At 63.2% G+C, this 14,012-nt stretch carries 11 protein-coding genes and 1 pseudogene; 7 read left to right on the top strand and 5 right to left on the bottom strand.

Going from position 1 to position 14,012, the window contains the following annotated elements:
- The first annotated feature begins 105 nt into the window (after positions 1-105).
- Both cynS and hemE read left to right on the top strand, forming a co-directional pair.
- Positions 106-546, top strand: a complete 441-nt coding sequence (gene cynS / locus LRS11_RS03315; RefSeq protein WP_260495503.1) for a cyanase — start codon at positions 106-108, stop codon at positions 544-546.
- A gap of 214 nt (positions 547-760) precedes the next feature.
- Positions 761-1,828, top strand: coding sequence for a uroporphyrinogen decarboxylase (hemE, locus tag LRS11_RS03310; protein ID WP_260495502.1), 1,068 nt, complete (start codon positions 761-763; stop codon positions 1,826-1,828).
- 202 nt (positions 1,829-2,030) lie between these two features.
- Here hemE and ntrC read toward each other — a convergent pair whose 3' ends face one another.
- From ntrC to glnA, 5 genes are all read right to left on the bottom strand, one after another.
- Positions 2,031-3,464: a nitrogen regulation protein NR(I) gene (gene ntrC / locus LRS11_RS03305; protein ID WP_260495501.1), complete on the bottom strand. Its 1,434-nt coding sequence runs from the start codon at positions 3,462-3,464 to the stop codon at positions 2,031-2,033.
- A 2-nt stretch (positions 3,465-3,466) separates the two neighbouring features.
- Positions 3,467-4,546, bottom strand: a complete 1,080-nt coding sequence (glnL, locus tag LRS11_RS03300; RefSeq protein WP_260495500.1) for a nitrogen regulation protein NR(II) — start codon at positions 4,544-4,546, stop codon at positions 3,467-3,469.
- 369 nt (positions 4,547-4,915) lie between these two features.
- Positions 4,916-5,539, bottom strand: coding sequence for a DUF4124 domain-containing protein (locus tag LRS11_RS03295; protein WP_260495499.1), 624 nt, complete (start codon positions 5,537-5,539; stop codon positions 4,916-4,918).
- A gap of 45 nt (positions 5,540-5,584) precedes the next feature.
- Positions 5,585-6,133, bottom strand: coding sequence for a DUF4124 domain-containing protein (locus tag LRS11_RS03290; protein ID WP_260495498.1), 549 nt, complete (start codon positions 6,131-6,133; stop codon positions 5,585-5,587).
- 378 nt (positions 6,134-6,511) lie between these two features.
- On the bottom strand, positions 6,512-7,918 hold the full coding sequence (glnA, locus tag LRS11_RS03285; protein WP_260495497.1) for a glutamate--ammonia ligase: 1,407 nt from the start codon (positions 7,916-7,918) through the stop codon (positions 6,512-6,514).
- Positions 7,919-8,246: 328 nt separating this feature from the next.
- Here glnA and thiI point away from each other — a divergent pair, with 328 nt between their 5' ends.
- From thiI to LRS11_RS22405, 5 genes and pseudogenes are all read left to right on the top strand, one after another.
- Entirely contained in the window at positions 8,247-9,704 is a 1,458-nt protein-coding gene (gene thiI, locus LRS11_RS03280) for a tRNA uracil 4-sulfurtransferase ThiI (RefSeq protein ID WP_260495496.1), read from the top strand.
- A gap of 130 nt (positions 9,705-9,834) precedes the next feature.
- Entirely contained in the window at positions 9,835-11,646 is a 1,812-nt protein-coding gene (typA, locus tag LRS11_RS03275; protein ID WP_260495495.1) for a translational GTPase TypA, read from the top strand.
- 82 nt (positions 11,647-11,728) lie between these two features.
- Positions 11,729-11,929, top strand: coding sequence for a hypothetical protein (locus LRS11_RS03270; RefSeq protein WP_260495494.1), 201 nt, complete (start codon positions 11,729-11,731; stop codon positions 11,927-11,929).
- A pseudogene (locus LRS11_RS22410) lies at positions 11,892-13,091 on the top strand (HAMP domain-containing protein); the annotation flags it as partial. The gene LRS11_RS03270 and the pseudogene LRS11_RS22410, both read left to right, overlap by 38 nt.
- Before the next feature lie 153 nt (positions 13,092-13,244).
- Positions 13,245-13,952 (top strand): methyl-accepting chemotaxis protein, encoded by a 708-nt coding sequence (locus LRS11_RS22405; RefSeq protein ID WP_409519800.1) that lies wholly within the window; start codon positions 13,245-13,247, stop codon positions 13,950-13,952.
- Positions 13,953-14,012 lie beyond the last annotated feature (60 nt).

Below are 14,012 nucleotides of genomic sequence, written 5' to 3'. Positions count from 1 at the left end.
GGCTTGGCCGCCGTTCGCCTGGTACGACTCCTGCTTCGTCTCCTCACACACCCTATCCGGCACGCCGCCTGGCGCTGCCCATGACCGTAGTGAAGGAGTTTTTCCATGGACAAGCAGCAGATGAGTGCGGCCATCAGCGAGGCCCGCCAGCGTCTCGATCTGAGCTGGGCCGAGCTGGCCCGGGCTATCGAGATGTCGCCGGTGTGGACCACCTCGGCCTGCCTGGGCATGAACAGCATGCCGGCCGGCAAGGCCGAGGCCCTGTGCCGCAGGCTGGATCTTCCCGGTGAGGTCGCCCTGGCCCTGCAGGCTTTCCCGCACAAGCACTGGGACAAGAGCGTGCCGACCGACCCGCTGGTGTACCGCTTCTACGAGATGATCAATGTCTACGGCGACACCATCAAGGAGCTGATCAACGAGGAATTCGGCGACGGCATCATGAGTGCCATCGACTTCAGTATGGATATCTCGCGGGTTGCCGACCCCAAGGGCGATCGCGTGCAGATCGTGCTCAACGGCAAGTTCCTGCCCTACAAGGCCTGGTGACACGGGCGCGGCATAAGGTCGCGAAAGACGAAAGGCACGGCACTCGCCGTGCCTTTTGTTTGGTGGTCTGCGAAAATGCGCGCACTTTTTCTGCGCCACGGCGCGCGGCGCGTCTGCAATCCAGGCGCCCGCCCGGAGGAGGGGGACGCCGCCGAGCGCTGCCGCCATACTCCCGCCGTGAAGTTTCCCAGCCGCATTTCCAGGAATCCTGCCGATGTCCGTCCTGAAGAACGACCGTTTCCTCCGTGCCCTGCTCAAGCAGCCCGTCGACGTCACCCCGGTGTGGATGATGCGCCAGGCCGGTCGTTACCTGCCGGAATACCGTGCCACCCGGGCCAAGGCCGGCAACTTCGTCAACCTGATGAAGAACCCCGAGCTGGCCTGCGAAGTGACCATCCAGCCGCTGGACCGCTACCCGCAGCTGGACGCGGCGATCCTGTTCTCCGACATCCTGACCATCCCCGACGCCATGGGCCAGGGCCTGTACTTCGAGACCGGCGAAGGCCCGCGCTTCCAGAAGGTGATCAGCAGCCTGGCCGACATCGAGGCCCTGCCGATCCCCGATCCGGAGCAGGACCTGGGCTACGTGATGGACGCGGTGCGCAATATCCGTCGCGAGCTGAACGGCCGTGTGCCGCTGATCGGCTTCTCCGGCAGCCCCTGGACCCTGGCCACCTACATGGTCGAGGGCGGCTCGTCGAAGGACTTCCGCAAGTCCAAGGCCATGCTCTACGACAACCCGCAGGCCATGCACGCGCTGCTCGACAAGCTGGCGCAGTCGGTCACCAGCTACCTCAACGGGCAGATCAAGGCCGGCGTTCAGGCCGTACAGATCTTCGACTCCTGGGGCGGCAGCCTGTCGGCGGCGGCCTACCAGGAATTCTCCCTGGCTTACATGAAGAAGATCGTCGACGGCCTGATCCGCGAACACGATGGTCGCCGCGTGCCGGTGATCCTGTTCACCAAGGGTGGCGGCCTGTGGCTGGAGTCCATGGCCGACACCGGCGCCGAGGCTCTGGGCCTGGACTGGACCTGCGACATCGGCAGCGCCCGCGCCCGCGTCGGCGCCAAGGTGGCCCTGCAGGGCAACATGGATCCGAGTGTGCTGTATGCCAACCCGGCGGCGATCCGTGCCGAGGTCGGGCGCATCCTCGCCAGCTACGGCCAGGGCAGCGGCCAGGTCTTCAACCTCGGCCACGGCATCACCCCGGAAGTCGACCCGGCCCACGCCAAGGCCTTCTTCGAGGCGGTGCACGAGCTGTCGGCGCAGTACCACGGCTGACCACCTAACTTGAAACGGGCCATTCAGGTGCTCGGTGTCGCTCGGTTGATCGAGTGGATGGGCTGAGGCCTCCGTTCACTTTTCTTCGCCCTGAAATGCCAACGCCCCGAACCAGTCGGGGCGTTGGTTGGACCGTCATTCAGCGTGTTTTCACACAGCCTGGATTGGCCCCGTCTCTTATGGCTGGCAATGAACCTGCGGCTTATTCGTCGCCGTCGTCGTCATCCGCGCCGTCGACCTTCATGCCCAGCTCCTTGATCTTGCGGGTCAGGGTGTTGCGCCCCCAACCCAGCAGCACGGCGGCATCGCGGCGGCGGCCGGCGGTGTGCTTGAGGGCGGTCTCGATCATGATCCGCTCGAAGGTTGGTACGGCGCTGTCCAGCAGGCTCGACTGGCCACGACCGAGGGACTGGTCGGCCCACTGGCGCAGGGCCTGTTCCCAGTTGCTCGCCGGCGCGCTTTCCTGGGGCTGGGTGAGCAGCTCCGGCGGCAGGTCGTCGACATGCACTTCGCGGCCGGAGGCCATCACCGTGATCCAGCGGCAGGTGTTCTCCAGCTGGCGCACGTTGCCTGGCCATGGCAGGTGCTTGAGGTAGTCCTCGGTCTCGCTCTTCAGCAGTTTGGGCTCGACGGCCAGTTCTTGCGCAGCGCGGGCGAGGAAGTGGCGGGCCAGGGTGGGGATGTCTTCGCGGCGATCCGACAGGCGCGGGATGTGGATGCGGATCACGTTGAGGCGGTGGAACAGGTCTTCGCGGAATTTGCCGGCCTGCACCAGGGTTTCCAGATTCTGGTGGGTGGCGGCGATGATGCGCACGTCGACCTTGACCGGGGTGTGGCCGCCGACCCGGTAGAACTCGCCGTCGGCCAGCACGCGCAGCAGGCGGGTCTGGGTGTCGGCCGGCATATCGCCGATCTCGTCGAGGAACAGGGTGCCGCCGTCGGCCTGCTCGAAGCGCCCGCGACGCTGGTTGGCCGCGCCGGTGAAGGCACCTTTTTCGTGGCCGAACAGTTCGGACTCCATCAGGTCTTTCGGGATCGCCGCCATGTTCAGCGCGATGAACGGCGAGGCAGCCCGTGGGCTGTGGCGGTGCAGGGCGTGGGCGACCAGCTCTTTACCGGTACCCGACTCGCCGTTGATCAGCACGGTGATGTTGGAGTGCGAGAGGCGGCCGATGGCGCGGAACACCTCCTGCATGGCCGGCGCTTCGCCGATGATTTCCGGGGTGCGCGCCTCTTCGACTGGCGCGGCCAGGCCTTGCTGCTCCTGGGCGTGCTGGTTGGCGCGCTTGACTAGGGACACTGCTTCATCGACGTCGAACGGCTTGGGCAGGTACTCGAAGGCACCGCCCTGGTAGGAGGCCACGGCGCTGTCCAGGTCGGAGTGCGCGGTCATGATGATCACCGGCAGGCGCGGGTGCAGGTCGCGAATGCGTGCCAGCAATTCCAGGCCGCTGGCGCCCGGCATGCGGATGTCGGAGATGATCACGTCCGGCTGCTGGCGGGCGAGGCGGCTCAGCACGCCGTCGGCGCTGTCGAAACTCTGGGTGGTCATGCCTTCCTGTTGCAGGGCCTTTTCCAGCACCCAGCGGATGGAACGGTCGTCATCGACAATCCAGACGGTTTCACTGCGGCTCATGACTAAGAGGCTCCTTGTTCCAGGGGCAGGAAGATCGAGAACACGGTATGGCCGGGGTGGCTCTCGCACTCGATCAGCCCCTGGTGCTGACTGATGATGTTCTGGGTGATGGCCAGGCCCAGCCCGGTACCGTCCGGACGGCCGCTGACCATGGGGTAGAAGATGGTTTCCTGCAGCTCGGGCGGGATGCCCGGACCGTTGTCGATGATTTCCACTTTCACCACCAGGCGGTGGCGGGTGTGGCCGATGGTGAACTGGCGCAGGGTGCGGGTGCGCAGGCTGATGCGACCCAGGCGCAGGTCGCTCTGGGCGGCGAGGGCCTGCATGGCGTTACGCACGATATTGAGCACGGCCTGGATCATCTGCTCGCGGTCGATCAGTACATCGGGGATGCTCGGGTCGTAGTCGCGCACCAGGGTGATGCTGCCCTGGCATTCTGCTTCGATCAGGCTGCTGACCCGTTCCAGCACTTCATGCACGTTGGTCATGGCGAGGCTCGGCAGCTTGTTCGAGCCGAGCATGCGGTCGACCAGGTTACGCAGGCGGTCGGCCTCCTCGATGATCACGTTGGTGTAATCCTTGAGGCTTTCTTCCGGCAGCTCGCGGGCCAGCAGCTGCGCCGCGCCACGGATGCCGCCGAGCGGATTCTTGATCTCGTGGGCCAGGCCGCGTACCAGCAGCTTGGTGGTTTCCTGCTTGGACAGCTGCGCCTCTTCCTTGGTGATGCGCAGCAGGCGGTCGCGCGGGTGCACTTCCAGCAGCAGCAGGGTCTGACCAAGGCTGAGAATTGGCGTTACCGCGTAGTCGACGGTGAGGGTCTGCCCGTTCAGCGCGGTGAGCATGGCTTCGCGCTTGGTGAAGGGGTGCGCGTGGTCGACGGCTTGGCGCAGGGAGCTGAGTGCTTCCGGCGACTCGGTGAACAGCTCGCTGATGAACTGGCCATGGCTGCGCTGGCCACTGACGGCCAGGAGCATCTCCGCTGCGGGATTCATGTATTCGAGGCGCAGGTCGCCATCGAGCAGAATGGTCGCAGTGGTCAGGTTATCCAGCAACAGGCGGTGCAGTGTGTCGTTCAGGGTCATGGGCAGGCATCCGGCAATGGGCAGGAAAATGCAAGAAGCAAACCAAAGCCCCGAAAAGACGCGTGTTATCTGCTGGCGCCGCCGTTTCAGCTACGTTTCAGCGCAGCGCGCGGGGTAAGAGGTGAACCAAAACAGGGAGAGTATAGAAATCGGTGCAGATCATCGCATCATAATGGTGCATTGATCTGTGCGGTGCCGAGTCTGTCTGCGCTTTCTTGGGCTGGCAGGTTATTGAAAGGCGCAGGTTAGGGTAGCCATTGCATCGAGTGGGTGAGTGCGCGGAGTGATCCGGCGCAGATGAGGCGCGAGTTTTAAGTCGCCCTTGCTTAGGGTGCTGTGCGCGCCGGAGTGCGCGCAGCGGCGGGAGATTTAGATGAAGGGGACCAGCGGAATGTCCTTGGGCGGATCTTTCGGCTTGTCCTTGAGCGGGCATTCCGGGCGCACGCCGTAGTCGGCTTTCTTGCATGGGTTGGCCTGGCGCTTCTGCGCCAGGGAGATGCGCTTGAGGTGGAAGGGTTGGCTGGGGGTACGCTCGAGGATACGGCCATCGGCATCGAGGATTTCCACGGAAATCTGGTGGGTGCCGCGGTCGATATTCTTGAGCGGGAATACCGGGCTGCGCCCCGGCGCGCCAACAGGCTGGCCATCCAGTTGCAGGCGATAGTTGTGTCCCGGCAGGAGCGTGGGTTCGCTGCTGGCGGTGACGATCAGGTCGCCGCTCGGCTCGATGATGGTGGCATCGGGTTCGGGAATGATGATGCGCAGCAGTTGGTAAACCGGAGCCTTGGGCTCTTCCATGGTCAGCGGCACGGGCGGCGGAGTGGCGCTGCCGCCCATGCTGTTCGACGGGGCCATCTCGATGCGTTGGGCCTGTCCGGATGGTGGCTGGTCGGTGAACACGCGATTGCCGTCGGCGTCGATGTAGGTGTACACGCCGGCCTGCGTGGGCAGGCCGGTACAGCAGAGCAGCAGGCAGAAAAACAGGCGATACATGGTGTCAGGTTTGCTCGCGTGGCAGGGTTGGGTCACGGGGCTGGCTTAGGCTTCGGGGGGCTTCGGTGGTGGTGGGCGCAGCGCCGGGCTGCTGGTGTTGACCCGTTGCACGGTGAAGGTCACGGCCGGGCTTTGCTGGATCTGCTTGTCGCCACTCAGCACCTCGACGGCCAGGCTGTGCTCGCCACGGTCGATGTTGACCAGTTGCAGGCGGGTGACGTTGCTGGCCTGGCCATAAGGCTGGCCGTCCAGCAGCAGACGCAGCTGATGGCCGGCCTGCAGCCGCGGGGCGATGTCCACGCCAACGGTGAAGGTGCCGTTATTGGCACGCAGCGCCTCATCGCTGGGAATGTCGGTGAGTTGCAGCACCTGGTAGGCCGCGCCAGTGGCGGCGGCGGTTTCTTGCGGTTCGACGACACCTGGCGGTTGCGACTCGACGGTATTGGTCGGTGGCAGTTCGACGGCTTCCGCGGCCTGGCCTTCCGGTGGCTGGTTGGTGAACACCGTGTTGCCGTTGGCGTCGGTGTACTTGTAGATCTGCGCGGCAGCAGGCAGCGCGATGGCGCAAAGCAGGCAGGCGGTGAGCAGGCGCATCGGTGTACTCCCGGGTGAGCTGTGCCTAAGCCTTGCATCTGTAGGGCTAGCTGGCAAGCACGCGGCTTTGCCAGCGTGTTGCGGCGCAAGAAAAAGGTGATGTCCTGTATGGTGACCAGGCGTTATAGATTGGCCCCGCAAGAGATTGAGCGTTGCAGGTACTCGGTAGGAGTCAGCTTGCTGGCGATGTCTTTCGCCCTCTGATCGCCAGCAAGCTGGCTCCTACAGTAAGTCCGCGCTTCATTCCTAATGCGCGCGGAATCAAGAGTGGGGCGGGGCTGAAGTCTGGTTCGCGGCTAAAGCCGCTACTACGAGGCGACGCCTGCCGTGGCGCAAAAAAAGGCCTCCCGAAGGAGGCCTTTTCATCACGCGGCTAGCTTAGACGCTGTAGTACAGGTCGTATTCCAGCGGGTGTACGAAGGTGCGAACTTTGATTTCTTCTTCGGATTTCAGCTCGATGTAGGCATCGATGAAGTCGTCGGTGAAAACGCCGCCCTTGGTCAGGAACGCGCGACCTTTATCCAGTTCTTCCAGCGCTTCTTTCAGGCTGCCGCATACTTGCGGGATGTTGGCAGCTTCTTCCGGCGGCAGGTCGTACAGGTTCTTGTCGGCAGCGTCGCCGGGGTGGATCTTGTTCTGGATACCGTCCAGACCGGCCATCAGCAGAGCTGCGAAGGCCAGGTACGGGTTGGCAGCCGGATCCGGGAAGCGCGCTTCGATGCGGCGGGCTTTCGGGCTGGAAACGTACGGGATACGGATCGAGGCGGAACGGTTGCGCGCCGAGTAGGCCAGCATGACCGGAGCTTCGAAGCCCGGGACCAGACGCTTGTAGGAGTTGGTCGACGGGTTGGTGAAGCCGTTCAGGGCCTTACCGTGCTTGATGATGCCGCCGATGAAGTACAGGGCGGTGTCGGACAGGCCGGCATAGCCTTCACCAGCGAAGGTGTTCTTGCCGTCTTTGGCGATCGACAGGTGCACGTGCATACCCGAACCGTTGTCGCCGTACAGCGGCTTCGGCATGAAGGTAGCGGTTTTGCCGTAGGCGTCAGCCACGTTGTGCACGCAGTACTTCAGGGTCTGAACTTCGTCAGCCTTGTTGACCAGGGTGTTGAACTTCACGCCGATTTCGTTCTGACCGGCAGTCGCCACTTCGTGGTGGTGAACTTCGATGACCAGGCCCATTTCTTCCATGGCATTACACATGGCAGTACGGATTTCGTGGTCGTGGTCGCACGGCGGAACCGGGAAGTAACCACCTTTGACGGCCGGACGGTGGCCCTTGTTGCCGCCTTCGATGTCGGCGTCGGTGTTCCAGGAACCCTGCTCGGAGAAGATCTTGAACATGGAGCCGGAGATGTCGGACTTGAACTTCACTTCGTCGAAGATGAAGAACTCAGGCTCCGGGCCTACGAATACGGTGTCACCGATACCGGTGGTCTTCAGGTATTCCTCGGCGCGCTTGGCGATCGAGCGCGGGTCGCGGTCGTAGCCTTGCATGGTGCTCGGCTCGATGATGTCGCAGACCAGGATCAGGGTCGGTTCTTCGGTGAACGGGTCCAGTACAGCGGTGTCGTCAACCGGCAGCAGGATCATGTCGGAGGCTTCGATGCCTTTCCAGCCATGGATGGACGAGCCATCGAACATTTTGCCGACTTCGAAAAATTCGTCGTCCAGGGCGTCACGGGCCGGCATGGTCACGTGGTGTTGCTTACCCTTGGTGTCAGTGAAGCGCAGGTCTACCCACTTCACGTCGTGTTCTTTGATCAGTTGAATCGACTTCGACATGCTGTCCTCCAGGTGGATAAGGCTCGAAAGGTGAGCCCTCAAAAGTTCGGTGAAGCCCGGCGGGATAGTCCGCCATAGCAACCTGCCTCACAAGGGAGCAAATTGCGTGCCAGTGCCCCGGAATGGGTGTGCGGCCCATAACTCAGGGTTTTCGCGGGTTGTGGCGATTATTTATACAGTTGCATGCACCATTTTGGGTCTTTGAATTATTGCGGTGCACCATTTTGGGATTTTAATAAAGTGCCTTATTGTTTTTGGTTAAACCTTGAGCAATTTCCGCTATAATCCGCGCCCCTCTTTTTTGGTTGCCTGGCGTACGCGCTGTCCCATGAAACTCATCGTCAAACCCTTCGCGGAAATCACTATCAAGAGCCGGCCGGTGCGCAAGCAGTTCATCCGCCAGCTGGCGAAGAACATCCGCACGGTGCTGCGTGACCTGGACCCCGAGCTGGAGGTGCAGGGCGAGTGGGACAACCTTGACCTGATCAGCCAGGTGCGCGAACCGAAGATTCAGGCAGAGATGTTCGAGCGTCTGCGCAGCACGCCGGGTATCGCCCACTTCCTCGAAGTGCACGAATACCCCTACGTCGACTTCGATGACACCTTCGAGAAATGCCGCGCGCATTTCGGGGCCCAACTGCCCGGCAAGATTTTCGCGGTGCGCTGCAAGCGCGCCGGCAATACCCATGACTTTTCCTCGATGGAACTGGCCAGCCACGTCGGCAGTCGCCTGCGTGTCGAGTGCGGTGCCGCCGGCATCGACCTCAAGCAGCCCGAGGCCGAAGTGCGTTTCGAGGTGCGCTACGAGCGCCTGCTGATCATCCATGCCCAGCACGAAGGCCTGGGCGGCTATCCGCTGGGCTCCATCGAGCAGACCCTGGTGCTGATGTCCGGCGGCTTCGACTCCACCGTCGCCGCCTACCAGATGATGCGTCGCGGCCTGCTCACCCACTTCTGCTTCTTCAACCTCGGCGGCCGCGCTCACGAGCTGGGCGTGATGGAAGTGGCCCACCACCTGTGGCAGAAGTTCGGCAGCTCGCACCGCGTGCTGTTTATTAGCGTGCCGTTCGAGGAAGTGCTCGGCGAGATCCTTGGCAAGGTCGACAACAGCCAGATGGGCGTGATCCTCAAGCGCATGATGCTGCGTGCTGCCAGCCGCATCGCTGCGGAGCTGAACATCGACGCGCTGGTGACTGGCGAGGCGATCAGCCAGGTCTCCAGCCAGACTCTGCCGAATCTCTCGGTGATCGACTCGGTCACCGACACCCTGGTGCTGCGCCCGCTGATCGCCGCGCACAAGCAGGACATCATCGACACCGCCACCGCCATCGGCACGGCCGAGTACGCCAAGAACATGCCCGAGTACTGCGGGGTGATCTCGGTCAACCCGACCACCCGAGCCAAGCCGGGGCGTATCGAGCACGAAGAAAGCCATTTCGATATGGCCATCCTCGAGCGCGCCCTGGAGCGCGCGACGCGCGTGACGGTGGACAAGGTGATCGACGCGCTGGGTCAGGATCTGCAGGTCGAAGAAGTGGCCGAGGCGCTGGCCGGGCAGATCGTTCTCGATATCCGCCATCCGGATGCCGCCGAGGACGAACCGCTTACGCTGCCCGGCATCGAGGTGCAAACCCTGCCGTTCTACGCGCTGAACAATCGCTTCAAGGGTCTGGATGAAACACGCCAGTACCTGCTGTATTGCGACAAGGGCGTGATGAGTCGCCTGCATGCCCACCATCTACTGAGCGAGGGGCATGCCAATGTTCGCGTCTATCGCCCGCATTAAGCGCGCGGGCCTGCTGGGCGGCAGCATCCGTCATCGCCCTCCCGACCGGCCGCGCATTCACCCGCCATTCATCCAGGCTGCGTAAACTGCGCCGCCAACGACTTCAGAATCATCAATCGAGACGACATCCGTGATCGAAAATCTCCGTAACATCGCCATCATCGCCCACGTCGACCATGGCAAAACCACCCTGGTAGACAAACTGCTGCGCCTGTCCGGCACCCTCGACCGCAAAGAGCTGGAATCCGAGCGCGTGATGGACTCCAACGACCAGGAAAAAGAGCGTGGCATCACCATTCTGGCGAAGAACACCGCCCTGAAGTGGAACGGCTACGACATCAACATCGTTGACACCCCCGGCCACGCCGACTTCGGCGGTGAAGTAGAGCGCGTGATGTCGATGGTTGACTCCGTACTGCTGGTGGTCGACGCCCAAGACGGCCCGATGCCGCAAACCCGTTTCGTGACCCAGAAGGCGTTCAAGGCCGGCCTGCGTCCGATCGTGGTGATCAACAAGATTGACCGTCCGGGCGCGCGTCCGGATTGGGTCGTTGACCAGATTTTCGACCTGTTCGACAACCTCGGTGCCACCGAAGAGCAGCTGGACTTCCCGATCGTCTATGCCAGCGCCCTGAACGGCATCGCTGGTCTGGACCACGAGAAGATGGACGACCACATGGACGCCCTGTTCCAGGCTGTCGTCGATCACGTACCGTCGCCGAAAGTCGACATCGACGGCCCGTTCCAGATGCAGATTTCCCAGCTGGACTACAACAGCTTCCTCGGTGTAATCGGTATCGGCCGCATCGCTCGCGGCAGCGTCAAGACCAACACCCCGGTGGTGGCCATCGGCGCCGACGGCAAGAAGCGTCAGGGCCGTATCCTGAAGATCATGGGTCACTCCGGCCTGCACCGCGTCGAAGTCGGCGAAGCCCAGGCTGGCGACATCGTCTGCGTCAGCGGCATGGACGAGCTGTACATCTCCGACACCCTGTGCGACATGAACAACGTCGAAGCCCTGCCGCCGCTGTCCGTCGACGAGCCGACCGTTTCCATGACCTTCCAGGTCAACGACTCGCCGTTCTGCGGTAAAGAAGGCAAGTTCGTCACCAGCCGCAACATCAAGGAGCGCCTGGAAAAAGAGCTGCTGCACAACGTTGCCCTGCGCGTGCAGGAAGGCGACAGCGCCGACAAGTTCAAGGTCTCCGGCCGTGGCGAATTGCACCTCTCGGTACTGATCGAAACCATGCGCCGCGAAGGCTTCGAGATGGCTGTAGGCCGTCCGGAAGTGGTGATCAAGGAAGTCGACGGCGTTAAGCAGGAACCCTACGAAAACGTCATCGTCGACATCGAAGAAACCCACCAGGGTGCTCTGATGGAGCAGATGGGCCTGCGCAAGGGTGATCTGACCAACATGGTGCCGGATGGCAAGGGTCGTATCCGCCTGGAGTACACCATTCCGGCTCGCGGCCTGATCGGTTTCCGTAACTCCTTCCTGACCATGACCTCGGGCAGCGGCATCCTGACTTCGACCTTCAGCCACTACGGCCCGATCAAGTCCGGTGAAGTCGGCCACCGCCAGAACGGCGTACTGGTCTCCATGGCCACCGGTAAAGCCCTGACCTACTCGCTGGAAACCCTGCAGGATCGCGGCAAGCTGTTCCTTGAGCCGGGCCAGGAAATCTACGAAGGCCAGCTGTGCGGTATCAACAGCCGTGACAACGACCTGGTGATCAACCCCACCAAAGGCAAGAAGCTCGACAACATGCGTGCTTCCGGCAAAGACGAAACCATCGCCCTGGTGCCGCCGATCAAGTTCACCCTTGAGCAGGCCCTGGAGTTCATCGATGACGACGAGCTGGTCGAAGTCACGCCGAAGTCGATCCGTCTGCGCAAGAAGTTCCTCAGCGAAACCGACCGCAAGCGCCACAGCAAGAAGTAACTTCTAGCTAAACGCTGCACTCAACGCCCCCGCCGGCCCTGCCTGCGGGGGCGTTGTCGTTTCTGTGCGGAAAAAGCACCGCATGGCGCATTTCTTCAGGTTTATGACGCATTGCTTCTATCGTTTCACTCATGAAGTCGGCGAGGCTGGCGATAGCTATCGAATAGTCTCGGGGTGTGTGGCGCCTGGCTCGGCAATTGCTGGCTCCAGCGCTCCGCAGGTTCGTCTGATTGAGGAGTTCGGCGATGAACGCGTTATTGAAGCCGGGGATGCGCACGCTTGAGTGCTTCCGTTTCGCCCGCAAGTTCCAGTTGCTGGCGCTGATGTTCATTCTGCCGCTGACCTATGCCGCCTGGGTGATTGGCCAGACCTACCTGGAGAAGCTCTGGGTGGTCGATGGCGAGCGCGCCGGGGTGCGTCAGCTGCAGGCGCTGGATCGGGTCGAGCTGGCGCTGGTGGCCCAGCGCAACCTGACCGCGCGCTGGAAGGCCACCGAGCGCAATCGCCAAGCCAGTGCCGAAACCCAGGCCGCGCTGACCCGCTTGCAGCAGGGTGAAGCGGGGCTGGACGAGGCGCTGCAGCAGCTGCAGCAGGTGCTCGCTGACGAGGCTGCCAGCAGCCATGTCACTGAACGCCTGCAGGCCCTGCAGGGCTTGCGCGAAGGTCTCGGCGGCCAGGCGTTGAGCAGTGTCGGTTGGTGGCCGGATGCCTATGACCGTTTCACCCTGGCCTTGCAGCAACTGGTCAGCCTGCGCGAGCAGGTCGCCACCGAGAGCGGGCTGATTCTCGACCCCTGGCTGGAAACCTACCTGCTGATGCAGATGTCCACCCAGGGCGCACCGCGCCTGCAGCAACAACTGGGCGTGCTGGCCAGCGTGGGCCAGGGGGCGGTAGCCGCTGGCCAGTTCAGCCTGCAGAGCCGTTTGCAGCTACGTGAGATCCGCAGCGCCACTGGTGAGTCGCGCCAGCAGCTGGGCAAGTTCGGCGAAAACCTCGAGGGCAAGTTGCCCAAGTCCCTGGCAGCCTGGAAGGAGAGCTATACACAGAGCCTGGCCGGGCTCGACGACTGGCTCCAGCAGCTCGATCAGAAGATGTATGGCGATGGCGGCATCAGCCTCGACGTAGCCAGTTTCGAGCAGGGCATGGATGCCACCCAGGCGCATATCGCCCGCTTGCAGGAGGCCACCCTGGTGGCGCTCGACCAGCGCCTGCAACAGTATCGGGCGCAGGCCCTGCGTGCGCTGATTCTGACCCTCGGCGCCTTCACGATCATGGTGGTGCTGGCGTTGTATGCCTTGCTCTGCCTGCAGGCTTCGATTCGCGCCAGTGCCGCGCGCATCACCTCGCTGGCGCAGCAGTTGCGCGATGGCGACCTGCGTAGCCATGTCACCGTGCATGGCCAGGATGAGCTGGCGTTGATCGGCGTGGCGCTCAATGACGCGGTGGCGCAGTTGCGTGGTTCGTTGCAGGGGGTCAACCAGGAGACAGCCGAGCTGGGCGATACGGTCGTTGTCCTCAGCGACCAGGCCCAGGTGGCGCTGTGCGCGGTGGAACAGCAACAACAGCAGGTCAGTCAGATCGCCGCGGCCGCCACGCAGATGGCCGCTACCGCGCAGAGCGTGGCGGAGAACTGCGAAATGGCCGCCCAAGACGCCACCCAGACCCGCCATGTGGCCGAGGCCAGCAACCAGCGCAGCGTGCAGACCACGGCCAGCATGCATCAGCTGACCCGCCAGCTCGGTGATGCCGCCACGGCGCTCGGCGAGCTGCGCGAACAGGCCCAGCAGATCAACCGGGTGGTCGACGTGATCAAGGGCATCGCTGAGCAGACCAACCTGCTCGCTCTCAACGCCGCCATCGAGGCGGCACGGGCTGGCGAGCAGGGTCGCGGCTTTGCCGTGGTTGCCGATGAGGTGCGCAGTCTGTCGCAACGCACCCAGGAGTCGACCCGTGAGATCAGCGCCACGGTGGAAAGCCTGCAGCGCGTGGCCGTGCAGTCGGTCGAGTTGATGCAGGCGGCGTGCGGCCAGGCCGAGGTGGATGCCGGCGCGGTCACCGAGCTGGGCGAGCACCTGGGCGAGATCGCCAGCGCGGTGCAGCGGGTTAGCGACATGCTCACCCAGATCGCTACGGCGGTGGAGCAGCAGGCGGCGACGGCCGAGGAGGTCAGCGGCAATATCCAGCAGGTCGACCAGGCCGCCGCGCGCCTGCTCGATGGCGCCCAGGCCGTACACGGCGTGGCCGACCGCCTGAGCGAAGGCAGCCGCAGCCTGGCGCAGAACACCGCGCACTTTCATCTGGAGTGAGCTGAGGTTGTCAGGCCTGGATTAATTCGTCAGGCCTGGGTGTCTTGCTCACCTGAGTGG

The sequence above is a fragment of the Pseudomonas sp. J452 genome, from assembly GCF_024666525.1.
Classification (GTDB): domain Bacteria; phylum Pseudomonadota; class Gammaproteobacteria; order Pseudomonadales; family Pseudomonadaceae; genus Aquipseudomonas.
The sequence above is the reverse complement of the archived record's forward strand: the minus strand, read 5'-3'. Positions and strand labels throughout refer to the sequence as shown.

Coding starts and splice junctions, on each gene's coding strand:
- cynS (WP_260495503.1), top strand. CDS start 106: ATGGACAAGCAGCAGATGAGTGCGGCCATCAGCGAGGCCCGCCAGCGT.
- ntrC (WP_260495501.1), bottom strand. CDS start 3,464: ATGAGCCGCAGTGAAACCGTCTGGATTGTCGATGACGACCGTTCCATC.
- LRS11_RS03270 (WP_260495494.1), top strand. CDS start 11,729: ATGGCGCATTTCTTCAGGTTTATGACGCATTGCTTCTATCGTTTCACT.
- thiI (WP_260495496.1), top strand. CDS start 8,247: ATGAAACTCATCGTCAAACCCTTCGCGGAAATCACTATCAAGAGCCGG.
- glnL (WP_260495500.1), bottom strand. CDS start 4,546: ATGACCCTGAACGACACACTGCACCGCCTGTTGCTGGATAACCTGACC.
- LRS11_RS03295 (WP_260495499.1), bottom strand. CDS start 5,539: ATGTATCGCCTGTTTTTCTGCCTGCTGCTCTGCTGTACCGGCCTGCCC.
- glnA (WP_260495497.1), bottom strand. CDS start 7,918: ATGTCGAAGTCGATTCAACTGATCAAAGAACACGACGTGAAGTGGGTA.
- LRS11_RS03290 (WP_260495498.1), bottom strand. CDS start 6,133: ATGCGCCTGCTCACCGCCTGCCTGCTTTGCGCCATCGCGCTGCCTGCT.
- hemE (WP_260495502.1), top strand. CDS start 761: ATGTCCGTCCTGAAGAACGACCGTTTCCTCCGTGCCCTGCTCAAGCAG.
- LRS11_RS22405 (WP_409519800.1), top strand. CDS start 13,245: ATGGCCGCTACCGCGCAGAGCGTGGCGGAGAACTGCGAAATGGCCGCC.